At 41.0% G+C, this 22,196-nt stretch carries 22 protein-coding genes, 1 other RNA gene and 1 pseudogene; 9 read left to right on the forward strand and 15 right to left on the reverse strand.

Annotation, left to right across the window (positions count from 1 at the left end):
• The first annotated feature begins 293 nt into the window (after positions 1–293).
• The 4 genes from ACEO2X_RS09715 to ACEO2X_RS09730 all read left to right on the forward strand — a co-directional run bounded on the left by ACEO2X_RS09715 (position 294) and on the right by ACEO2X_RS09730 (position 3,362).
• On the forward strand, positions 294–968 hold the full coding sequence (locus ACEO2X_RS09715; protein ID WP_096901429.1) for an HAD-IA family hydrolase: 675 nt from the start codon (positions 294–296) through the stop codon (positions 966–968).
• Complete coding sequence (locus tag ACEO2X_RS09720) at positions 961–1,401, forward strand: RNA-binding S4 domain-containing protein (RefSeq protein WP_004976690.1); 441 nt, start codon at positions 961–963, stop codon at positions 1,399–1,401. The genes ACEO2X_RS09715 and ACEO2X_RS09720 overlap by 8 nt, the downstream gene beginning before the upstream one ends.
• A gap of 144 nt (positions 1,402–1,545) precedes the next feature.
• Positions 1,546–2,592 (forward strand): recombinase RecA, encoded by a 1,047-nt coding sequence (gene recA / locus ACEO2X_RS09725; protein WP_004976691.1) that lies wholly within the window; start codon positions 1,546–1,548, stop codon positions 2,590–2,592.
• A gap of 80 nt (positions 2,593–2,672) precedes the next feature.
• On the forward strand, positions 2,673–3,362 hold the full coding sequence (locus ACEO2X_RS09730) for a regulatory protein RecX (RefSeq protein WP_178868169.1): 690 nt from the start codon (positions 2,673–2,675) through the stop codon (positions 3,360–3,362).
• A 66-nt stretch (positions 3,363–3,428) separates the two neighbouring features.
• Here ACEO2X_RS09730 and ffs read toward each other — a convergent pair.
• Positions 3,429–3,525: signal recognition particle sRNA small type (gene ffs, locus ACEO2X_RS09735), an RNA gene on the reverse strand.
• A 341-nt stretch (positions 3,526–3,866) separates the two neighbouring features.
• Between ffs and ACEO2X_RS09740 the strand changes: the two are divergent.
• Positions 3,867–4,713: pseudogene (locus ACEO2X_RS09740) on the forward strand (YbgF trimerization domain-containing protein).
• A gap of 71 nt (positions 4,714–4,784) precedes the next feature.
• On the opposite strand, the gene lpxA reads toward ACEO2X_RS09740, so the two are convergent.
• From lpxA to rimO, 12 genes are all read right to left on the reverse strand, one after another.
• Positions 4,785–5,573: an acyl-ACP--UDP-N-acetylglucosamine O-acyltransferase gene (lpxA, locus tag ACEO2X_RS09745; protein WP_019836491.1), complete on the reverse strand. Its 789-nt coding sequence runs from the start codon at positions 5,571–5,573 to the stop codon at positions 4,785–4,787.
• Entirely contained in the window at positions 5,570–6,058 is a 489-nt protein-coding gene (gene fabZ / locus ACEO2X_RS09750) for a 3-hydroxyacyl-ACP dehydratase FabZ (protein WP_004976697.1), read from the reverse strand. The genes lpxA and fabZ overlap by 4 nt, the downstream gene beginning before the upstream one ends.
• A gap of 2 nt (positions 6,059–6,060) precedes the next feature.
• A complete protein-coding gene (lpxD, locus tag ACEO2X_RS09755; RefSeq protein ID WP_004976698.1) occupies positions 6,061–7,131 on the reverse strand; it encodes a UDP-3-O-(3-hydroxymyristoyl)glucosamine N-acyltransferase in 1,071 nt (356 codons plus the stop codon).
• A gap of 3 nt (positions 7,132–7,134) precedes the next feature.
• On the reverse strand, positions 7,135–7,635 hold the full coding sequence (locus ACEO2X_RS09760) for an OmpH family outer membrane protein (RefSeq protein WP_104851908.1): 501 nt from the start codon (positions 7,633–7,635) through the stop codon (positions 7,135–7,137).
• Positions 7,636–7,676: 41 nt separating this feature from the next.
• Positions 7,677–10,211 carry an outer membrane protein assembly factor BamA gene (gene bamA / locus ACEO2X_RS09765; protein ID WP_286381248.1) on the reverse strand — a complete coding sequence of 845 codons (2,535 nt, stop codon included), beginning with the start codon at positions 10,209–10,211 and terminating at the stop codon, positions 7,677–7,679.
• A gap of 42 nt (positions 10,212–10,253) precedes the next feature.
• Positions 10,254–11,609 (reverse strand): RIP metalloprotease RseP, encoded by a 1,356-nt coding sequence (gene rseP, locus ACEO2X_RS09770; RefSeq protein WP_179988734.1) that lies wholly within the window; start codon positions 11,607–11,609, stop codon positions 10,254–10,256.
• Positions 11,610–11,612: 3 nt separating this feature from the next.
• Complete coding sequence (gene ispC / locus ACEO2X_RS09775) at positions 11,613–12,809, reverse strand: 1-deoxy-D-xylulose-5-phosphate reductoisomerase (RefSeq protein ID WP_179988733.1); 1,197 nt, start codon at positions 12,807–12,809, stop codon at positions 11,613–11,615.
• Entirely contained in the window at positions 12,810–13,634 is an 825-nt protein-coding gene (locus ACEO2X_RS09780) for a phosphatidate cytidylyltransferase (protein WP_371971947.1), read from the reverse strand.
• A gap of 3 nt (positions 13,635–13,637) precedes the next feature.
• Positions 13,638–14,390 carry a polyprenyl diphosphate synthase gene (gene uppS / locus ACEO2X_RS09785; RefSeq protein WP_004976709.1) on the reverse strand — a complete coding sequence of 251 codons (753 nt, stop codon included), beginning with the start codon at positions 14,388–14,390 and terminating at the stop codon, positions 13,638–13,640.
• 3 nt (positions 14,391–14,393) lie between these two features.
• A complete protein-coding gene (frr, locus tag ACEO2X_RS09790; protein ID WP_004976711.1) occupies positions 14,394–14,948 on the reverse strand; it encodes a ribosome recycling factor in 555 nt (184 codons plus the stop codon).
• Positions 14,949–15,036: 88 nt separating this feature from the next.
• Positions 15,037–15,765 carry a UMP kinase gene (gene pyrH / locus ACEO2X_RS09795; RefSeq protein WP_004976712.1) on the reverse strand — a complete coding sequence of 243 codons (729 nt, stop codon included), beginning with the start codon at positions 15,763–15,765 and terminating at the stop codon, positions 15,037–15,039.
• A gap of 84 nt (positions 15,766–15,849) precedes the next feature.
• Positions 15,850–17,193 (reverse strand): 30S ribosomal protein S12 methylthiotransferase RimO, encoded by a 1,344-nt coding sequence (gene rimO / locus ACEO2X_RS09800; RefSeq protein WP_371971949.1) that lies wholly within the window; start codon positions 17,191–17,193, stop codon positions 15,850–15,852.
• A 350-nt stretch (positions 17,194–17,543) separates the two neighbouring features.
• Between rimO and glnL the strand changes: the two genes are divergently transcribed.
• Positions 17,544–18,653 carry a nitrogen regulation protein NR(II) gene (gene glnL, locus ACEO2X_RS09805; protein WP_004976718.1) on the forward strand — a complete coding sequence of 370 codons (1,110 nt, stop codon included), beginning with the start codon at positions 17,544–17,546 and terminating at the stop codon, positions 18,651–18,653.
• The gene (gene glnG, locus ACEO2X_RS09810; protein ID WP_096901419.1) at positions 18,640–20,118 is read left to right on the forward strand and encodes a nitrogen regulation protein NR(I); all 1,479 of its coding nucleotides are present in this window, start codon (positions 18,640–18,642) and stop codon (positions 20,116–20,118) included. The genes glnL and glnG overlap by 14 nt, the downstream gene beginning before the upstream one ends.
• 94 nt (positions 20,119–20,212) lie before the next feature.
• Here the strand turns inward: glnG and ACEO2X_RS09815 are convergent, their stop codons facing one another.
• Positions 20,213–20,542: a hypothetical protein gene (locus tag ACEO2X_RS09815; RefSeq protein ID WP_004976724.1), complete on the reverse strand. Its 330-nt coding sequence runs from the start codon at positions 20,540–20,542 to the stop codon at positions 20,213–20,215.
• Between the two features lie 120 nt (positions 20,543–20,662).
• Between ACEO2X_RS09815 and ACEO2X_RS09820 the strand changes: the two genes are divergently transcribed.
• A complete protein-coding gene (locus ACEO2X_RS09820) occupies positions 20,663–21,091 on the forward strand; it encodes an HD domain-containing protein (protein ID WP_004976725.1) in 429 nt (142 codons plus the stop codon).
• A gap of 74 nt (positions 21,092–21,165) precedes the next feature.
• Positions 21,166–22,065 carry a LysR substrate-binding domain-containing protein gene (locus ACEO2X_RS09825; RefSeq protein ID WP_178868185.1) on the forward strand — a complete coding sequence of 300 codons (900 nt, stop codon included), beginning with the start codon at positions 21,166–21,168 and terminating at the stop codon, positions 22,063–22,065.
• A gap of 38 nt (positions 22,066–22,103) precedes the next feature.
• On the opposite strand, the gene ACEO2X_RS09830 is transcribed toward ACEO2X_RS09825, so the two are convergent.
• On the reverse strand, positions 22,104–22,196 hold a 93-nt coding region (locus tag ACEO2X_RS09830), incomplete at its 5' end, for a transposase domain-containing protein (protein WP_178867550.1).

Below are 22,196 nucleotides of genomic sequence, written 5' to 3' on the forward strand. Positions count from 1 at the left end.
TGAATCATGATACGCCACGGTGGTTGTGTTTTGTGTTAGCGCATTAATAAATACAACCACCTTTTTTATTTTTCAAGCGATAATTATAATATATTTCAACAGTTTAAGCCTTAAGTTGGCGCGTATGCCCCATCTCACCTAATTTATATGCAACGCATGTACAGTGCTTATTTATTTAGCCTAGCACAATTTGGCGAATAATCAGACAGCATTTTGAGTTATGCCTCAAGCATGTTTAAATGAGCCAGTTTTATTTGCCTTTTGGCAATTGCTTTATGGTTTAGGATGTCTAAATGCACAAAAATATCATCATGTTTGACATGGACGGAACGCTGTTAGATCTCGCTTATGATGATTTTATTTGGAATGAACAACTGCCTATTCGCTATGCAGAATTACACGCCTGTTCTTTAGAGCGCAGCAAAGAAATTTTATACGATTTTTATCAAGCGCATAGCCACACCTTAGAGTGGTATTCCTCACGTTTTTGGACGGCTAAAGTGGGTGTAGATATGCTTGCGATGCAACTTGAATATAAAGATCAAGTCACGTTGCGTCCACAAGCTATCGAGTTACTGGAATATTTAAAAAATAATGGCTATCACATTTGGCTCACCACCAATGCCGATTGTGCAGGTTTAGACTTTAAATTAGCACATACAGGTTTAGCAAAGTATTTTGAAGTGATTGTTAGTTCTGAAAGTATTGGTTATGCCAAAGAGCGCGTTGAATTTTGGCAAACATTGCAACAACAACATGCATTTAATCCTGAAGATTGCTATTTTATAGATGACACCGAAAAGGTGCTTAATGGTGCTAAAGCCTTTGGGATTGGACACTTATATAGTATTGCCCAGCCATCCTCAGCAAAACCTACGCGTCAGACTTGTAATTACCCTATGTTGCACCAATTAACAGATTTAATTCCTGTCTTAGAACAATTTGAGGACACTCAAAAATATGCCTAAAACTTCGTCCCACGAAGCCATTGAAACGATCCGAATTGATAAATGGCTATGGGCTGCACGTTTTTTCAAGACCCGCTCTATTGCAAAAGCTGCCATTGAAGGCGGCAAAGTACATCACAATGGCGAGCGCGTTAAAGTTTCCAAAGAAATTCGTGTGGGAACTGAGCTGACCATTCAACAAGGTTTTGATAAGAAAACCGTATTGGTCAAGGCATTATCCGGCGTACGCGGCCCTGCCCCTGTCGCTCAGCAACTTTATGAAGAAACTGAAGTGAGTATTGCACGCAGGGAATTGATTGCGACCCAAAGAAAGTTGCATAATCTAGCACGACCTGATCATCGACCAAGTAAAAAAGACCGTCGTGACATCAGCAAATTTAAACAAGAGAATGATCAGCAATTTGACCAATTTTGGTCATATAATGATGATTAAATAGAGCGTCACAGGCTGTCGCACAGCCCGTGATATAAATAGAACTACAGGACAAATTCTGTCACTATATTGCATGTGGAAAAGATTTAAGTAAATGCATCCACTTGAGTATATTGTTTCGTGACATCGTATTGAGGTTGTAAGATGGATGAGAATAAAAGCAAGGCGTTAAACGCTGCGTTAAGCCAGATTGAAAAACAATTTGGTAAGAACACAGTCATGCGTCTTGGTGACAACACTGTGCAAGCGGTAGAAGCCGTATCTACAGGCTCATTGACCCTAGATATTGCATTGGGTATTGGTGGCTTACCTAAAGGTCGTATCATTGAAATTTACGGCCCTGAATCATCAGGTAAAACGACTATGACCTTGCAAGCCATTGCAGAATGTCAAAAAGCTGGTGGAACTTGTGCCTTTATTGATGCCGAACACGCGCTTGATCCTCAATATGCACGTAAACTTGGTGTAGATATTGACAATCTTTTAGTATCGCAACCAGACAACGGTGAACAAGCTCTTGAAATTGCCGATATGTTGGTACGCTCTGGCGCTATCGACATGATTGTGGTCGACTCAGTAGCTGCCTTAACCCCTCGTGCCGAAATTGAAGGCGAAATGGGTGACTCACACATGGGCTTACAAGCACGCTTAATGAGCCAAGCCTTGCGTAAAATCACAGGTAATGCCAAACGCTCGAACTGTATGGTGATCTTCATTAACCAAATTCGTATGAAAATTGGTGTAATGTTTGGTAGCCCAGAAACCACAACTGGTGGTAACGCATTGAAGTTCTATGCTTCTGTTCGTTTAGATATTCGCCGTGTAGGTCAGGTGAAAGAAGGCGACGAGATTATTGGTTCTGAAACCAAAGTCAAAGTTGTGAAAAACAAAATGGCGCCTCCATTTAAAGAAGCATTGTTCCAGATTCTTTACGGTAAAGGCGTTAACCATTTGGGCGAGCTGGTCGATTTAGCTGTTCAACAAAATATCGTGCAAAAAGCAGGTGCTTGGTATTCTTATCAAGGCGATAAAATTGGTCAAGGTAAAAACAACACCATTCGCCACCTTGAAGAACATCCAGAGCTTGCTAAAGGCATCGAAGCGATTATTCGTGAACAACTGCTCACGACAGGTCAAGCAGCACCTGTAGAAGATAAAGACGAAGAAGAATTCGACTTACTTGATGTTTAAGCATACGCTAAGATGAACACAACAAACTGAATTAAATAGAACGCTCTACGGAGCGTTTTATTGTATATGGAAGCATTACCATGCCTGAAGACAAATTCCCCAAACTGATTGATTACGCTGCGCTAAAACAACAATTTGGCGAAGATGAGCAATCATGTAGCCGAACTGAGCAGATATATTCCGAAACAACGTCTGCCCTGCATTTTGCCTCAAATTCTGCGCCTAACATTAATAAACAATACCCTGCTTATACAGATGCCATTGATGATCAAGAACACAATCACAATGAAGACCAAGACGAACAGCAAAACAAACGCCCAGGACTAACAGGTTCTCGTCTACGCAGCTACGCCTTTGCTGTCTTAACGCGTAAAGAATATTCTAAAAATGACTTAATTGAAAAACTGGCTTTATATGCAGAAAACCGTGATGAAGTGATTGAGTTAGTCAATGAATTGGCACGTGAAAATTATCAGAGTGATCAACGCCTAGCAGAAATGTTACTGGCTAGCCAAAAGCGGCAAGGTAAAGGGCCAAATCGTATTAAAATGGCTCTTAAAAACAAAAAAGTGGATAGCAGTTTAATTTCAGAAGAACTTAAAGAAACTGATTGGGCAGAACAAGCCTATCAACTGAAAGTGAAAAAATTCGGCACAGAAGTCGCAAACGAGCCAAAACTTAAAGCCAAACAAATTCGTTTTTTACAGTATCGGGGCTTTGATATGGATGCGATTATGAAAGCAATTCGTAGGAAAGAGCAGGATTTTTAAAATAGTGGATATAAGATCAAAATAAGTAGAAGATAAATAGAATTATTATTTCAAAACTGGTGGCAACCCTACCAGCAAGCCTTCGGCACATCATAGTTCCACTACCGCTGCTACCTTCCGGTCCTGACGGGGTTCGTAGAGTACAATTGCGAAGTAACCAGCAGGGCTACCATTGCAAAAACAGAGTATAGAGATTTTTAACAAACTTGCAAGCGTTGTTCTGTATTTCCTTTTATAATGCTATCCAATTGATTATTTTAAAAACAATTGAAGACATTTATAGAATAACGTCATTTAAAATTTAGTCTAACTAACCCATCATAAAATTATTTCGAGATTTAAATCCTAGATTTACCCATATTGCGCTGAGATTGATGATAAGTTTGTAAAAGCTTATTGCAATTCCACGCGTGGACGTTTTAAATGTGGAAAATGACCAAATCAACAGGTTGAGTCCAATATGCTTACAAGGACTCACCTACACAAGATTAAGATGGATGTTCAATTATGCTAAAAAAGCATGCACTTTGTGCTCTTGCCCTACTGTGCTCAACGCCTGTATTTGCCAATATTCCAATTGAAAGCCACAATCTCAGCCAAAGCAGTGCTAGGTATGCCAATAGCCCTGCGATTGCAACGAGTAATATGGCAACTGCCAATGTACCCACCAATATCAATTGGCAGTTGATGCAAAAAAACCAGCAACTTGAAAATGACATCCGCCAGTTACGCGGCAAAATTGAAGAACAAGACAATGAAATTGCGCAGCTCAAACATGAATTGCAAAATCGCTATACCGATTTAGATCAACGTCTAGAACTGCTCCAGCAAAAAATAGACCCTGAATCTACTCCTACCGCTGAGGAGGATAACCAAAAGGATACTGCACCCAGTCACCAGCAACAACCAGTTAAATAGCAATGCCCCGCAATCTGCGCAAAATACAACGCATGTTAGCCCAACAGCTCAAGGTTTAAATACCAATATTGAGCTAGAAAAAGCAGCCTATACTGTTGCATTGGATGCCTATAAACAAGGTGGTGCTAAAAAAGCCATTGCACCCATGCAAAACTTTATTAAAAACCACCCAAACAGTGTGTATATCAGCAATGCTTATTTTTGGTTAGCTGAGTTTAATTTAGCGATTGAACCGACCAATTACAGCGAAGCCAAAAAGAATTTTGAAATTGTAGCAACAAAGTATCCCCAATCTGCAAAAGCATCAAGTGCCTTATATCGCTTATATAGCATAGCGCAAGATGTAGATCACAAACCTACTTTAGCAGCGCAATACAAAAGTAAAATTCTGAGCCAATATCCAAAGTCTGAAGAAGCAAGATTTTTAAAATAAGCCAATAAAAAAAGACATCCGAGGATGTCTTTTAATATTCTGAAGCTTGCCGTATTCGGTAAACTCAAACCTTAACGCACAATACCACGTTCAGATTGTTCTAAAGAATCAATTAAACGCTGCGCTTCTGCCACATTTGGCAAAATATCACTGCGAATTTGCTGAATGGCTTGCTCAGTGGTTAATCCAGATTTGTAAATGAGTTTAAAGGCTTCACGAAGACCTTGAATCACATCCTTCGACCAGCCTTTACGACGCATTCCTTCCACATTCATTGCAAATGCATGTGCAGGATTACCAGAAACCATGACATACGCAGGCACATCTTTAAGAATAAGCGATGCACCACCAATCATGCTATAAGAGTCAATTTTACAGAATTGGTGAATACCAGAGTTTCCACCGACAACCACATAATCCCCAACATGCACATGACCTGCCACACCCACGTTATTGGCAAAAATATTGTGATCACCCACCATACAGTCATGTGCGATATGCGTATTGACCATAAGTAAGTTGTGACTACCAATTTTGGTCAGGCTATTGTCTTGCACCGTACCACGATGCAAACTGCAGTGTTCACGAATTTTGTTGTGATCACCAATTTCTAGCCAAGTTTCCTCACCTGCATATTTTAAGTCCTGACAGACCTCACCTACGCTGGCGAACTGGAAAATTTCATTGTGCTGACCAATACGGGTGTAACCACCAATCACCACATGCGAATGAAGTTTTGTACCCTCACCAATCGTTACATTTGGGCCAATAATACAGTATGGACCAATCGTGACATCTGAAGCGATTACTGCAGATGAGTCAATAATAGCGGTTGGGTGAATGAGTGGGTTATTGCTCATGCTTGCTCTGTTTTCTGATGCGAAACCATAATTTCCGCGGTTGCTGCGACGACGCCATCAACGGTGGCGATACAATTATATTTGTAAATGCCTCGTTTTTGCATAACTAATTCAGATTTTAATACAAGTTGATCGCCTGCAACGACTTGTTTTTTAAATCGAACTTTTTCTGCGCCTGCAAAAAGGAACAAAGAACCTGCGCTCGGTTTCTCATTATTCATGATAAAACCTAAAATACCCGACACTTGTGCCATCGCCTCAACGATTAAAACACCCGGCATGATCGGATAATTCGGGAAGTGTCCTTGCAAGAATTCTTCATTGATAGATACGTTTTTATAACCCACGATACCGTTATCAGTGACTTCTACAATGCGGTCTACCAATAAAAACGGATAGCGATGGGGTAAATATTCACGAATGGTTTGAATGTGCATTGGCAATTCAGGTTTAGTGAAGGTGCTAGAATTCGACTCAGTCATCATAATTATTTACGCAATTTAAAAGTTGATTCAAGGGACTCAATTTGAGATTGCATATCATCAAGTCTTTTCACCAATTGGGTCAATGGCACATCTGCTAATTGTCTGAGGCGCACAACAGTACGTTTCCACTTTTGATTTTCAAACAAGCCTATACCTGACGAATATTTTCCTGATTCAGAAATATTATTTGTGACCATTGACATTCCTGTCAAAGTCACATTATCAGCAATATTTAAGTGCCCTGAAATTGCACTTCCACCACCAATGATACAGTTTTTGCCAATTGTCACACTTCCAGCCACGGCAGTTTTTGCTGCAATGGCCGTATGAGCACCTAATTTGACGTTATGTGCGATTTGCACAAGGTTATCAATAATGACACCATCTTCCAAAATTGTATCATTTAGTGCACCGCGATCTACGCTGCAATTCGAGCCAATACGAACGTCATTGCCAATAATCACCGAACCCAACTGTGCAATACGATGCCATTTGCCTTGATAAGGTGCAAAGCCAAAGCCTTCACTGCCAATTACAGTATTGGCGTGTATGCGCACACGATGTCCAAGCTTGGCTGCGCCTGTCAAAGTCACGTGTGAATCAATAAAACACTGTTGACCAATTTCGACAAAGTCATCAATTTTACAGTGCGATTGCACAATCGTATTGTCACCCACCACACAATTTTCACCAATTACGACGTAATGACCAATATAGGCACTATCGGCGATGATGGCTGATGGATGGATTTGGGCTGTGCTTTCTATACCACGTTGCGTATGCTTGCGCTCAAATACATGAGTCAAAATTGCAAAAGCCAAATATGGATTATCGACCACAATAAAGTTGTGATGATTGTCTAACTCGGCTTGTAGTGAAGCGGTCACAATTAAAGCCCCCGCTTGGGAGCTACGTGCTTGCGCTAAATATTTATCGCCATTCACGAATGCAAGTTGATGCGCCTGAGCAGACTCAAGGCTTGCCAAACCTTGCAAACGTAAATCGGCTTGTCCAATGTATTGACCTTGAACTAAACCAGCAATTTCTTCTAAGCGATAATGTTGGGAACTCATTGATTATTTAAGTGCGTTGACCTTTTGGATCATTTTATCAGTTAAATCATACTTCGGGTCATAGGCAAGTGCCGAGTTTTTATTCAAAACTACATCTAAACCATTTTCTTTACGCAATTGTTCAGCAACTTGCTTTAAACGAGTTTCAAAACCATCGTTAATTTTGTGCAATTCTGACTGAACACGGGTTTGTACCACTTGTTGCAAACCATTAAATTCTTTCAATTTCGCTTGAAACTGTGTATTCATTTTTTGCTTTTCAGTATCTGACAAATTCGTAGCCTGCTGCGCTCGCTGCTGCATGGCTTCCAACTCTTTTGTCAGCTGTTCAAGCTTAGTGGTTTGTGGTTTGACCGACTGCTGCAAAGCTAAATTTTGCTGTTTGAGATAACTGCTATTTTCTACAACACGCTCTAAACTTACTACACCATAGCCTGCAGCATGTGCTACTGCTGCCATTGTAGATAAACCCAACAATGCCAAACTCAATATTGTTTTTTTCATATGCTACATCCTGTGTTTAAACAATCCAACACGAGTCGTACTTAGAAAGTACGACCAATTTCAAATTGGATATTTTTGGTGTCATCGCCTTGTTTATCATTCAATGGATATGCATAGCTAAGTGACAACGGACCAATCATGGTAATCCATGTAAAGCCTACACCCACGCTATAACGCATTTCACCGAAGTCAAAGCCGTAGTTGTCTTTACAGTATTGTTTCGCATCTACACCTGGGTCACTTGCCTCACCAGACATATATAACTTACCAGATGGCACATCACACTGCGTATCAAAGACTTGCGCACCTTCAGCAAAAATCACTGGGCGAACTTGACGCGTCCAATCCCCTTTAAATGGTAAAGGCAAAGCCAACTCTGTACCAAATTGGATCAGTGCGTTACCACCCACTTCCTCATAGTCATTATCTTTAGATCTTGATTCACTATAAGTTACACCTGGGTATTTTGGACCCAAGGTACTGTTGTCATAACCACGTACTGAACCAAAACCACCCGCATAGAAGTTTTTATAGAACGGTAAATCATTACCAAAACCTAACTTACCATACCCACGTAAGACAAAATCATGACCTAATGGGAAATAGGCTTGAGCATCATAAGTGACTTTTTGGAATTCTACATCACTGCCCGGTAAGGCAATTTCAGCATTCACACGATGCGACATACCATTGGTTGGGAAAATCGGACGGTTTAAGGTGTTATATGACCAACCCAAGTTTAAGTTATACGTTAGGAAATCACCGTTAAATTCATTATCATAATCAACAGTCTGACCATTACATTTAGTACCAGTTATTTTTGTTGAATCATCAGGATCCTCATACAAGTTTTCTATAGTACCAATACAAACATCTTCAGCTTTGCCAGTTGCCTTACCGCCATGCGCCAATAAGTAATCACGCACATAAGTCGAGACATAAGGCCCTGTAGTCACTTCAGTTTGGTCAATATTTAAACCCGCACTGATGCTTTGGTTTTCATCAATTGGGTAACCGAAGTTAATGCCACCACCAAAACTATCTGTCACATAGTTGTTTACGTTATAGTCATCGTCCAGTTTGGTTTTACGGTAGTACATGTTATAACCACGACGTACACCATCAATCGTGAAGTATGGGTCGGTCACACTCAGATTATAATAGTCTTGTGTTTCAGAACGCGACAAATCAATCGAAACCGAATTACCCGTACCTAAGAAGTTAGTTTGGCTTAAACCAGCTTGGAACGTCACACCACCGCTTTGCGAGAAACCTACCGCTAAAGTACTTGTACCTGAGTGCTGTTCTTCTACATTTACATTTAAGTCAATTTGGTCTGGCACATTTGGAATACGCACAGGCTTGACATCAACGGTTTTAAAGAAACCTGTACGCTCTAAACGGACTTTAGACAAATCAATTTTTTCATTGCTTGCCAATGCGCCTTCCATTTGACGCATTTCACGACGCAGTACTTCATCGGCGGTTTTACTGTTACCAGCGAAGTTAATACGACGCACTGTAACTTGCTGACCTGGGTTGATGTAGTAGTTTAAATCTACCAGTTTAGTTTCTTTGTCAATTTGCGGAACAATATTCACTTCGGCATAGTAATAGCCTGCATTACCATATTTACGCAGCAACAATTGTTTCACCGCATTCACTTTTTCTTGTGAATAGGTTTCACCATCTTTATAAATTTTCAGTGCCGTAAGTTCTTCTGGTTTGTATAAAGCATCGCCCAAGAACTTGCTTTCGCCAAACTTGAATTGCTCACCTTCATCCACCGAAACTTCAACAAAAATATGCTTTTTGTCTTCGCTCAAATTCAAGCTAGAGTTAGTGATATTGAAGTTGATATAACCTTTATTAAGATATAACGCACGTAATGCTTCCAAGCTTGCTGCCATTTTTTCGCGTGCATAGCGGTCATTACGGGTAACAATCGAACTCCAGCTACTTTCTTTAACTGCAAACGCCTGCTTAATGTCGCTTTCTTTAAATACCGTATTACCAATGATGTTGATATCTACCACTTTGGCAGCTTTGCCTTCAACAAACTCTACAGTTAAATCTACACGGTTATTTGGACGTGCTGTGGTAATGACACGTACATCCGCATCATAACGACCTTGCTGCATATACTGCTGTTCAAGTTCAGATTCTAAAGTTTGTAGTGCTGACTTTTTCAGTACTTCACCTTCAGCCACACCCATTTTCTTTAAACCATCTTCCAACGCTTCTTTTGGAATCAGTTTATTGCCTTTAAATTCAACCTTAGAAATGATTGGGCGCTCAACCACTTTAAACACTAAAGTGTCGGCTTCACGACTGGCCTGAATGTCATCAAACAAACCTGTGGCATAGAGTGAACGAATCGCATTGGCCAACACTGCTTCATTGACACGATCACCACTATTCACTGGAATCATTCCATAGACATTGGCTGGCGTTAAACGAACAAGACCATCTATTTTTATATCTCGCGCAATAAATTCATCTGCTGCATATACTTGTTGTGTTGCCGCCATTGCACTAACCAGTGCCAAGGGCATAAATAAATGTGTGTGCTGCATGCCAGTCTTTTCCAGTGTTAAATTTATTTCGTATCTACGTTGTTATAAACGCATAATGTCATTAAATAATGCAAGGAGCATCATACTTCCAAGCAGTACCATACCAATTTTTAAACCAACTAATTGTATTTGTTCAGAAACAGGTTTTCCACGAATCAGCTCGATAAAATAATAAACTAAATGCCCGCCATCCAACATTGGAATTGGCAATAAATTTAGAATTCCTAAGCTTACGCTCATAAGTGCCATAAAGGAAATAAAAGTTTGCCACCCCATTTCCGCACTTTGCCCTGCGACTTTGGCAATAGTAATTGGGCCTGATAAGTTATCTAAACCAATTAAACCACGTACCATTTTGACAATAGAATTCAGAATCATGCTAGACAGCTGACCTGTTTTATCTACCGCCATAAATAAAGCTTCACTCGGGCTGTATTGAATGGTTTGCTTAAAATCTTCTGGAATGACAATTTTTCCAGGATCACTTTGCACACCCAATACACCCGAAACATTGCCCATATTGTCACGTTTGCCTTGCGGCATCACTTCCAGTTGCTGTACTTGATTGTTACGCAGCACATCTACTTTCAGTAATTTTTCTGGCGATACTTGAACAACTTGTACCACATCGTACCAGTCATTCATTTTGACGCCATCAATCGCAATAATTTGATCGCCGACTTGCATACCTTGACGAATGGCCGCACCATCTTCACTTAACTTACTGACAATTGCAGGAATTTGTGGGCGATACGGTGTAAAACCCAAGATATCTAAAGGTGATTGGGATTGATCATTTAAGAAATTTTGAATGGGTAAGCTAAATGTTTTGATTTCACCTGCACGTTCGGCCTGTACCTGAATCTTGCCTGTTTCACCTACACGATCTACCAAGGCAAAGTTCAGCTTTTCCCATGTCGTCACAGGCGTACCATCAATGGCGGTAATCTTATCACCTACTTGCATTTGCGCTGCCGCCGCAGGTGTATCTGCCAGTACCTTACCCACACGGGTATTCAACTGTTCTTGAGAGGGTAAAAATAATAGCCAGAACAATAATATGGCAAAAATCAGGTTGATTAACGGACCTGCTGCCACAATCGCAATACGTTTCCACGGATGCTGACGGTTAAAGGCATAAGGTAGGTCTTCTTCTGCAACGCTTTCTTCGCGTTCATCTAGCATTTTGACATAGCCACCCAAAGGCAATGCCGAAAGCTGATATTGAATCCCCGATTTTTTAGAAGTCCATTTTAAAATGGTCGGTCCAAAGCCGATGGAATACACCAAAACTTTGACACCTAATTTACGTGCAACAAAGTAGTGCCCAAACTCATGAATTGCAATTAAAGGTCCTAGCAAAAGAATCGCTGCAACCACAATAAATAAGGCACTCATGCTTTAGCTTCCTTTATTCAACACAAAATGCTGTGCAACAGCACGGGCATTTTGGTCTGCCTGCAAAATCAGTTCAATGCTTTCTGCGGCTGAATTTTGTATTTGGTTCAGGGTATGCTCAACCACTGTCGCGATTTCGGTAAAACGAATTTTTTGCTGCAAGAATGCTGCAACTGCAATTTCGTTTGCTGCGTTTAAAATAGCAGGTGCTAAACCACCTTCTTGCATGGCTTGACGTGCCAGACTTAAAGCAGGAAAACGGGTGGTATCGGGTGCTTGAAAATCAAGCTGATGATTGACAAACAAATCTAAAGGCGGAACATGCGTTTGGATACGCTGCGGCCACGCCAAAGCATGCGCAATTGGCGTACACATATCAGGATTACCCATTTGCGCCAAAGTTGAACCATCCACATATTGAACCATGGAATGAATAATACTCTGTGGATGCACCACCACTGTAACAAAGTGTTCTGAAATTGCAAAAAGATGACACGCTTCGATTAATTCCAAACCTTTGTTCATTAAGGTTGCAGAATCTACCGAAATTTTTTGTCCCATAGACCAATTTGGATGTTTGCAAGCTTGTGCAGGAGTAACGTGTTGCAGTTCTTCTAGGCTGTGGTTTAAAAATGGGCCGCCCGAAGCAGTCAGTAAAATTTGTGATACACCTAACTTAGGTTGTCCATTCCGCTCAGCCTGTAAATAATGTTCAGGCAAACATTGGAAAATCGCGTTATGTTCAGAATCTACAGGCAATAACAAAGCTCCATGTTCACGTGCCGCCTGCATCATGATGTCACCCGACATCACCAAAGCTTCTTTATTGGCCAATAATACGCGTTTACCCGCTTTAACCGCAGCCAGTGTAGGTAACAAACCTGCCGCACCAACAATGGCTGCCATTACCACATCCACTTCAGGATGTTCGGCAACTGCGATTAGACCCGCTTCATCGCTTAGAATTTCAATTTCAGAAATATGTTGCTGTGCAAGTGATTGCTGTAACTCATCAACTTTTGACGCAGGTACAACCACAATTTTAGGATGGTACTGTTTGCATATTTGAACCAGTTCTTGAATTCGGCTGTGCGCCGTCACGGCAAAAACTGAATACTGCTCTGGATGTTGTTGCAGTACTTTTAGGGTGCTTTGTCCAATTGAACCTGTCACACCCAAGATACAAACAGCTTGTGACATTTATAAATCTACGCCAATAAGTTTTAAAACATACATACCCGCAGCAAAAATTGGAGCTGCTGCAAGCAAAGAATCAATCCGATCTAGCACACCACCATGACCTGGCAAGACGCGCCCAGAGTCTTTAATACCTGCACGGCGTTTGATCATGGATTCAAATAAATCGCCCAATACCGAGCTAAATACCGTAATCACCGAAAGAATCAGGAATAAAATATGTTGTGCCAAAGTCAGGTCTAAATACACCACTTCAACAACAATCACGATTAGCATGGCAGTAAAAACACCGCCATATAAGCCTTCTACTGATTTGTTTGGACTGACATTCGGTGCAAGTTTTTTCTTGCCCAGTTTACGCCCAACAAAATAAGCACCTGAGTCTGCACCCCAAACCAACAAGAACAAGTACATTAACCACCACGGCGAACTATTCCATACGGAAAAAATTGCAGTGACTGCAGCAGAAATTAGAATAAAACCAATAAAACTTAAGCTTGGGTTATACCATGCATCGTATTCTGGATAAGATTTAACCCAATAAATACTAAGTAACCATGTAAAAATTGAAGCTGCCCAAAGTAACAAGGCAATATCACTAAAATACAGTGCCATCGCTGCCAAAGCGGCAGTCAATATACCAAAGCCCCAAGCCATAGGCTTGAGTACGTAATTTGTTTTTCTTGGCATGAGTTTGAACCACTCATAGCCCGCAACCCCTGCTGCAACAATCATCAGCATAAACATTGGATAATGAGACTGAGTTGCAAACATGCAACTCAATACTACAGCGACCAATACCAATGCGGTAATAATCCGCTCTAACATGTATTAATTCTCAATTTTCTCTTGCTGAATTTGCTCAGAAGTTTTACCAAAACGACGTTCGCGACCACCAAATACTGCCAGTGCATCGTCAAATTCTTCTATGCTAAATTCAGGCCACAAGGTTTGGGTAAAATACAATTCAGCATACGCAGCTTGCCAAAGTAAAAAGTTGGACAATCTAAAATCGCCACCTGTACGAATCAACAGATCGACAGGTGGTAGGTCTGCCAGACTGACATATTGACCAAAAAGTTGTGTATCTATTTGTTCAATATCAATTTTATGCGCCACAACATCTGCAGCAATTTGTTTTGCAGCTTGTGCCATATCCCACATACCACCATAACTAATGGCAATTGTGAGTGTCATGCTGTTGAAATTAGCAGTCCTTTGTTCGGCATGCAACATTAACTCACGCAAATGCGGCGACAAACGTGAACGGTCACCAATAAAACGTAAGGCAATATTGAATTTTTCCATGCGTGGTAATTGCTCATGAATTGTGGTTTCCAGCAATTGCATGAGTAAATCCACTTCAAACTGCGGACGATTCCAGTTTTCACTCGAAAAAGCAAAAACGGTTAAAGCTTGAATGTGTTTTTTTCTACAATGTTCAACAATCGGGTCAAGTACATCTTTACCAGAGCGATGTCCTTCCCCTTTTTGCATTTGATTTTTTTTTGCAAAACGATTGTTGCCATCCATAATGATGGCAACATGTTTTGGCAAAGACGCGCTGTCTTCCGATGTGGTCATTGATTAGACCTTCATCAACTCAGCTTCTTTTGCAGCAAGACGCTTGTCTACTTCTGCAACGTATTTGTCTGTGATTTTTTGGATGTCATCTGCTGCACGGCGCTCATCATCTTCAGAAATTTCTTTTTCTTTCAATAATGCTTTGATGTCGCCCAATACATCACGGCGGATGTTACGAATAGCAACTTTGGCATTTTCTGCTTCAGAACGCGCAACTTTTTGCATGTCACGACGAGTTTCTTCAGTCAATGCTGCAAGCGGTACACGAATTGCATCGGCTGTGATTGGGTTTAGACCCAAATCTGACTCACGAATTGCTTTATCAATTGCAGACACCATTGAACGCTCAAATGGCTGAACCAATAAGGTACGTGAATCTTCTACACCAATGTTGGCTACTTGGTTAAGTGGCACATCGGAACCGTAGTAAGAAACCATCACACCATTTAAAATTGATGGATGTGCACGACCTGTACGTACTTTGGCAAAACCATGTTCTAAAGACTCTAAAGTCTTGCTCATACGTTCTTCGCTGTCTTTTTTAAGATCGTTAATCATAAGATCTTCCTTACTGTATTCTAAAATTTGAGTCAAAATATAGGGTTAAATTAAACCGTAGTATAAAGAGCTTTGTGGCTCACGTACATTAGTTCGTAACGTGAGTTCCTTCTTTTTCGCCCATCACTACAGAAAGCAATGCACCTGCTTTATTCATATCAAAAACTTGCAACGGCACATTGTGATCGCGGCATAAGCAGATTGCAGTTAAATCCATAACACCTAATTTTTCATCCAACACCTGGTCAAATGTAAGTGTGTCATATTTCACCGCATCTTCGTATTTGCTTGGATCTTTGTTATATACGCCATCTACTTTGGTCGCTTTTAAGATCAAGTTAGCTTCAATTTCGATACCACGTAAACATGCTGCTGTATCTGTGGTAAAGAATGGATTGCCTGTACCCGCAACGAACACACACACTTCACCTTGAGTCAGGTGACGAATCGCATCACGGCTTGAGTAAGACTCAACCACTGTACCAATAGGCAATGCAGACATTAAACGGGTTTTGATGTTACGGCGCACCAAGGCATCACGCATGGCTAAACCGTTCATCACCGTTGCCAACATACCCATTTGGTCGCCTGTTACACGGCCGACTAAACCATCTTTTTGTAATTGGCTGCCACGGTATAAGTTACCACCACCGACAACAATACCCACTTGCACACCTAAACCGACCAAGTGTGCAATTGCCAAAGACATTTGATCGAGCACTTGCGCATCAATCCCCATGTCTTTATTACCCGCAAGTGCCTCACCCGATAGTTTCAACAAGATACGTGCATAACGTGGCTTTTTTGAATCTAACATTGTCATTACTCCAATTCTAAATTCTAAACTTTAATTTTTTACAATTTGTATGGCTTACAGCTAGCAATCCAAATCTGCAAAGCATTATGCAGATTTGACCTGAATCAGCTTGGCAAATAAGTCGTATTCATCGGCATCGGTAATTTCAACTTCAAGTAAATCACCTGCTTTAATCACGCTCTTGTCAATATCTTCTACAAAGACGTTGCCATCAATTTCTGGCGCATCTGCATAAGAACGTGCCACTGCGACTGGAAATTCTTCTTCCAAATCATCTACCAACACGGTCATGGTTTGACCAATACGTTTTTGCAGTTTAGCTGCTGAAATTTCTTGCTGAACCTGCATAAAACGCTCATAGCGTTCTTGCTTGATTTCTTCTGGCACATGATCTGGCAAGTCGTTTGCTGCGGCACCTTCAACTGGTGAATAGGTAAAACAACCCACACGGTCTAGTTGCGCTTCTTTGAGCCAATCCAGCAAGATTTGGAAATCTTCTTTTGTTTCACCAGGGAAACCCACCACAAAGGTAGAACGAATAACTAACTCAGGGCATTTTTCACGCCACAGCTTTAAACGCTCTAAAGTGTTTTCGCTGTGTGCAGGACGCTTCATTAGCTTTAACACTTTCGGGCTGGCATGCTGAAACGGAATATCTAAATAAGGCAAAATCTTGCCTTGAGCCATTAAGTCAATCACAGCATCGACATGCGGATATGGATAGACATAGTGCAAACGCACCCAAATGCCTAACTGCCCTAAGGCTTCACACATATCATAGAATTTGGTTTTAACAGGCTGACCGTTCCAAAAGTCCAATTTGTATTTGGTATCTACGCCGTAGGCAGAAGTATCTTGAGAAATTACCAATACTTCTTTTACGCCTGCACGTTTCAGTGCCGCAGCTTCTTCTAATACCGAACCCACAGGACGCGAAACTAAATCGCCACGCATGCTTGGAATGATGCAGAAAGTACAGCGATGGTTACAGCCTTCTGAAATTTTAAGATAGGCATAATGTTTAGGCGTCAAACGAATGCCTTGTTCAGGTACCAAATCAATAAATGGATTATGTTTTGGTGGCTCAGGAACATATTGATGCACCGCTTCCATCACGTCCTGATAAGCAGCCGCGCCAGTCACTTTTAATACGTTGGGATGCATTTGACGAATTTTATCTTCATCTTTACCCAAGCAACCTGTCACAATGACACGACCATTGGCATTCATGGCTTCGCCAATCGCGTCTAAGGACTCTTGTACTGCAGATTCAATAAAACCACATGTATTGACAACAACTAAGTCAGCACCTTCATAATCAGATGCGACATCATAACCTTCAGTTTTTAACTGAGTTAAAATTCGTTCGGAATCTACCAATGCCTTAGGACAACCTAAAGAAACAAAACCGACTTTGGGGGATTTCATAGAATCTGCACTCCACTAGAATGCGCGTATTGTATGACTTTTCTTTGCATAAAAATAGAGAAATAGCCGACTCTTTGCATAATGCACCAAAATACAACCATTCAGGCTGAATGATTTAAATATTGCACCATTTTAATGCATTTTTTATTTACAGTGTTTCTGTTATCCGTTATATCTTGAAAATTCAGTCCAGTTCCTGCGCATTTTTCCGATTCTTCAGTGATAAATGCACTAAAAACGAAAAGTTGGCGTGCATTTTGCTTAATTCGCCTCAATTCGATCCAAATTTGGAACATGGCTGACAGATGACAATGCCCTTGCACAATATTTCATACAGGAAGCATTCACGAATGGATCAGACCCAGAGCATTGACTATCGTCTTTTGGTGGATAACCTCAGCACCGCAATTTTACTGGTTGATCGTGACCTGAATATTTTTTATTTAAACTCGTCTTGTGAAGCATTGTTTGATATCAGTTTAATTCGCGCTTCGGGGCAACCCGTTTTAAATTTGCTGCACATGCCTGATGATGAGTTCAATACGCAAGAGGCTTTCCTGAATACCATCAAAACTGGTCAACCCTACACCCGCCGTGAAGCGACCATTAATGTCAATTTTAAAGATATTCATGTCGATTACACTGCATCACAGTTAAATGCAGGCAAGCCTTATCATCCTCTTTTGCTGATTGAATTGAATCCGATTGATCGGATGCTCAAAATTTCCAAAGAAGAAAACTTTATTCAACAGCATCAAGTCGCACGTCAGCTGATTCGTGGTGTGGCACATGAAATTAAAAACCCGCTTGCAGGAATTCGTGGTGCGACACAACTGTTAGCACGAAGTTTAAATGACCCGAAATATGATGAATTTACCGACATTATTATTAGCGAGGTAGATCGTTTAAGAAACTTGGCCGATACCATGCTCGGCTCACGCCAACTACCAAGCTATGAACTGGTCAATATTCACGAACCTTTAGAACGGGTGCGCAGCCTGATCGTCAATCAAACTAAAAACAAAATAAATATTATCCGTGATTATGACCTTTCTTTACCTGAAGTCATGGCAGACCGCGATCAATTGATTCAAGTCATGCTGAATATTTGCGCCAATGCAGTACAAGCCATGACCGAACATCCCGATTTCTTTACCGAGCATCGACCTGAATTGATTTTAAGAACTCGTATTCAACGCTTGGTTACCATTAATGGTGTGCTGAACCGCTCTACGGTGCGTGTTGATATTGAAGATAACGGCCCAGGCGTACCTGAAGACATTTTAGAATCCGTGTTTTATCCATTGGTGACTGGACGCGCAAACGGTACAGGACTTGGTTTGAGCATCGCACAAAATATTATGCATCAACATAACGGAATGATTGAATGCCAATCCATTCCAGGAAAAACAATATTTAGCTTATATTTACCTTGGGAGGCGAGTCATGTCGCGAAATAAAATTTGGGTGATTGATGATGACCGTGCAATGCGCTGGGTACTGGAAAAAACTTTTAGAGAAGAAGGTTTTGAAGTCACCAGTTTTGAAGAAGCACAGTCTGCACTAGATGAGTTAAACCAAGATGCACCCGATGTAATTTTGACCGACATTCGCATGCCTGGAATTGATGGTTTAACTTTTCTTGGCAAAGTCAAAGTCAGTTATCCCGACTTGCCTGTGATTATTATGACTGCGCACTCCGATTTAGAATCGGCAGTATCTAGCTATCAAACAGGTGCATTTGAATACCTACCCAAGCCTTTTGATATTGATGAAGCACTTGCTTTAGTCAATCGTGCAATTTTGCATATCACCAAACTACAACAGCAAGAATCTGCAAAATCGACAGTGCAGCCAATTCAATCGACAGAAATTATTGGTGAATCGCCTGCCATGCAGGAAGTGTTTCGTGCGATTGGTCGTTTATCGCAATCACACATTACTGTGCTCATTAATGGTGAATCAGGTACAGGCAAAGAGTTGGTGGCGCATGCACTGCATCGCCACTCACCGCGTAGCAGCAAACCATTTATTGCGCTGAATATGGCAGCCATTCCGAAAGATTTGATTGAAACCGAACTTTTTGGACATGAAAAAGGTGCATTTACAGGTGCCAATACACAACGTCAGGGACGCTTTGAACAAGCCAACGGCGGCACCTTGTTTTTAGATGAAATTGGTGATATGCCTTTTGAAACCCAAACCCGCTTATTGCGCGTCTTGGCAGATGGTGAATTTTATCGGGTTGGTGGACATATTCCTGTCAAAGTGGATGTACGGATTGTCGCAGCAACACATCAGGATTTGGAAAAACTGGTACAAGATGGACGCTTCCGTGAAGACTTATATCATCGCCTGAACGTCATTCGGATTCATATTCCTAAACTGGCGCATCGCAGTGAAGATATTCCAATGTTGGCACAGCACTTTTTGGCACGTGCAGGCAAAGAATTAGGCGTGAGTCCAAAAATATTGCGTCCTGAAACAGTCGAATATATGCAGCAATTGCCGTGGCAAGGTAACGTGCGCCAATTGGAAAACACTTGTCGCTGGCTTACCGTGATGATTACAGGACGTGAGGTCTATCCTGAAGATTTACCAACCGAACTCAAGCAAATTCCAATTGAAAAATTAGCCGAACATTCTGCGCTTCATGTGGCAGATCGGGTATCTATGCAGCATTGGGATGAATTACTTGGGCAATGGGCAGTACAAAAGTTAAAAAATGGCGAGATGAAACTTCTGGATATCGCCATTCCAATGTTTGAACGCACCTTAATTAATGCTGCACTGCAACAAACCCGTGGACGTAAACGTCATGCCGCTGAATTATTGGGTTGGGGACGTAATACTTTGACGCGAAAACTCAAAGAATTAGGAATGGACAGTGCCGATGATGAAATAGAAGAAGATATGGAGAGCTAAACGCAGAAAAAATATCTAATCCATCAAAATATAGGGAAATTCAGCTTTTGAATTTCCCTATTTTTATATCTTAGACTCTCTAAGTTAAGTGCAATTAAGCCGCGGTAAATCCAACATAGCGAGATAAACCTTGCACGCCTAAATCCGTTTTATAAATCAAATATTGCGGATAACGACTTGAAGTCAGTTCTTGCCACATATCCAACTGATCATCATGTGCATGAATTTCATCGACACTGCGTGGCATGCTTTGTTCAAATACATCTGAGGCATATTCAAAACCCAAATCCATTGCGACAAACAAAGTATGCTCGCAAGGCTGAATATATTGTTCTTCTGCCCAATCAATAACAGCATGTTGGCAATGTGGGCAAAGCAAATTTTCAGTCGCAGGCGTATTCAGTTCAATGAGTTGATATGGCATAGAGCAGCATCACCAATAGTAAAATAGATAAACATAAAATCTGTTTGCATCATAACAAGCAATTTCTATATTTTGCGCTAAGCACGGTTTATAATTATAGAAATTTTTTTAATTATACTTATGGCAACTCTAGAAAATGCAATTACACTTGCAGTACAACAACATACAGGGCAGCTAGATAAAGGCGGTCAGCCTTATATTTTGCATCCCTTACGTGTAATGTTGCAATTACAACAGCCCGATCAGCAAATTGTCGCTGTACTGCACGACATTCTTGAAGATACCCACACCACAGCACAAGACCTGCAAAATTTAGGATTTCAAACGCATATTATTCAAGCAATTCAGGCGCTCACCAAACTGCCGCATGAAACTCGTGTTCAAGCGGCTATGCGTACTGCACAAAACCCGCTTGCCTGTGCTGTAAAAATTGCAGATGTGCAAGACAACATGAATTTAACGCGTATTCCCAATCCTACAGCACGTGATTTAGCCCGTTTAGAAGAATACCGACAAGTTTTAGAGATTCTGCAAAAAGCACAGCAATAAAGCACAATTAAAGATTGACAACATGCAACGATGCCACTTTAATTTAAGTATTGTTGCATAAATGGAATTTAGTCATGCTTACAGATTTGGATGATTTTTATTGTTTTGCCCAAGTGGTCGAACATGGTGGATTTAGTGCAGCAGAACGCGCCACCGATATTCCAAAATCCAAACTTAGCCGACGCGTACACAACCTAGAAGAACGCTTAGGTGTGCGTTTAATTCAGCGCAGCTCACGTCATTTTGCGGTCACAGAAATTGGTATGAATGTGTATCGGCATGCGCAAGTAATGATGAATGCTGCCCAAGCCGCGCACGACTTGGTCGATCACCTAAGTATTCAACCGCGTGGTGTAATTAAAGTCAGCTTACCTGTTTCAATTGCACAAAATGAAATTGCCAAAATCTTGCCTGAGTTTTTGAAAGCCTACCCTGAAATTAAAGTACAGCTAATTGTCAGCAACCGTCGTGTCGATATCGTCAACGAAGGGATCGACATTGCCCTGCGTGTCCGCTCAAATTTAGATGATGATCCAAGTTTGGTGATTCGCAAATTCAGCAACATCGAACAACATCTATTTGCCAGTCAGGCTTATTTGAATGAATTTGGCGATTTGAAAAAACCTGAAGATTTAAGTCATCATAAAATTTTAAGCATGTCGGATGAGCATTTAGATCAATACATGGTTGTGCATGATCAACAACAGCAACCGAAAAAAATTAAGGTCAACCCTACAGTCATGGGTTCAGATTTAATGATGCTAGCGCAATTGGCACGACAAAATTGTGGCATTGTGTTGTTGCCTGACACGATTGTTGAAGATTATGTTGCATCGGGTGAATTGATTCGTGTTTTACCCGACTGGCACGCACCGCATGGTATTTTCCATGCCGTCTATCCATCACGCCGTGGTTTATTACCTGCTGTACGTGTATTTATCGACTATTTGGTCGAAAAGCTAACCATTCGTTAGCACATAGGTAAGCGTCCGCTGAACCCCATGCCTATTTTTTAATTCGGTTCAGGTTTCCAGCGGTGTGGTAGCAATTCTTCAATCTGAGTCACTTTATGTGTCGGCAACCTTTTCAGCACATCACTTAAATA

Origin of the sequence: Acinetobacter sp. AL9 (genome assembly GCF_041464035.1) — a bacterium.
Lineage (GTDB): Bacteria > Pseudomonadota > Gammaproteobacteria > Pseudomonadales > Moraxellaceae > Acinetobacter > Acinetobacter towneri.

Coding starts and splice junctions, on each gene's coding strand:
- frr (WP_004976711.1), bottom strand. CDS start 14,948: ATGATTAACGATCTTAAAAAAGACAGCGAAGAACGTATGAGCAAGACT.
- glnG (WP_096901419.1), top strand. CDS start 18,640: ATGTCGCGAAATAAAATTTGGGTGATTGATGATGACCGTGCAATGCGC.
- glnL (WP_004976718.1), top strand. CDS start 17,544: ATGGATCAGACCCAGAGCATTGACTATCGTCTTTTGGTGGATAACCTC.
- ACEO2X_RS09760 (WP_104851908.1), bottom strand. CDS start 7,635: ATGAAAAAAACAATATTGAGTTTGGCATTGTTGGGTTTATCTACAATG.
- ACEO2X_RS09720 (WP_004976690.1), top strand. CDS start 961: ATGCCTAAAACTTCGTCCCACGAAGCCATTGAAACGATCCGAATTGAT.
- pyrH (WP_004976712.1), bottom strand. CDS start 15,765: ATGTTAGATTCAAAAAAGCCACGTTATGCACGTATCTTGTTGAAACTA.
- ACEO2X_RS09820 (WP_004976725.1), top strand. CDS start 20,663: ATGGCAACTCTAGAAAATGCAATTACACTTGCAGTACAACAACATACA.
- rseP (WP_179988734.1), bottom strand. CDS start 11,609: ATGAGTGCCTTATTTATTGTGGTTGCAGCGATTCTTTTGCTAGGACCT.
- lpxD (WP_004976698.1), bottom strand. CDS start 7,131: ATGAGTTCCCAACATTATCGCTTAGAAGAAATTGCTGGTTTAGTTCAA.
- ACEO2X_RS09715 (WP_096901429.1), top strand. CDS start 294: ATGCACAAAAATATCATCATGTTTGACATGGACGGAACGCTGTTAGAT.
- recA (WP_004976691.1), top strand. CDS start 1,546: ATGGATGAGAATAAAAGCAAGGCGTTAAACGCTGCGTTAAGCCAGATT.
- ACEO2X_RS09730 (WP_178868169.1), top strand. CDS start 2,673: ATGCCTGAAGACAAATTCCCCAAACTGATTGATTACGCTGCGCTAAAA.
- ACEO2X_RS09780 (WP_371971947.1), bottom strand. CDS start 13,634: ATGTTAGAGCGGATTATTACCGCATTGGTATTGGTCGCTGTAGTATTG.
- ACEO2X_RS09825 (WP_178868185.1), top strand. CDS start 21,166: ATGCTTACAGATTTGGATGATTTTTATTGTTTTGCCCAAGTGGTCGAA.
- rimO (WP_371971949.1), bottom strand. CDS start 17,193: ATGAAATCCCCCAAAGTCGGTTTTGTTTCTTTAGGTTGTCCTAAGGCA.
- ispC (WP_179988733.1), bottom strand. CDS start 12,809: ATGTCACAAGCTGTTTGTATCTTGGGTGTGACAGGTTCAATTGGACAA.
- fabZ (WP_004976697.1), bottom strand. CDS start 6,058: ATGATGACTGAGTCGAATTCTAGCACCTTCACTAAACCTGAATTGCCA.
- uppS (WP_004976709.1), bottom strand. CDS start 14,390: ATGACCACATCGGAAGACAGCGCGTCTTTGCCAAAACATGTTGCCATC.
- ACEO2X_RS09815 (WP_004976724.1), bottom strand. CDS start 20,542: ATGCCATATCAACTCATTGAACTGAATACGCCTGCGACTGAAAATTTG.
- bamA (WP_286381248.1), bottom strand. CDS start 10,211: ATGCAGCACACACATTTATTTATGCCCTTGGCACTGGTTAGTGCAATG.
- lpxA (WP_019836491.1), bottom strand. CDS start 5,573: ATGAGCAATAACCCACTCATTCACCCAACCGCTATTATTGACTCATCT.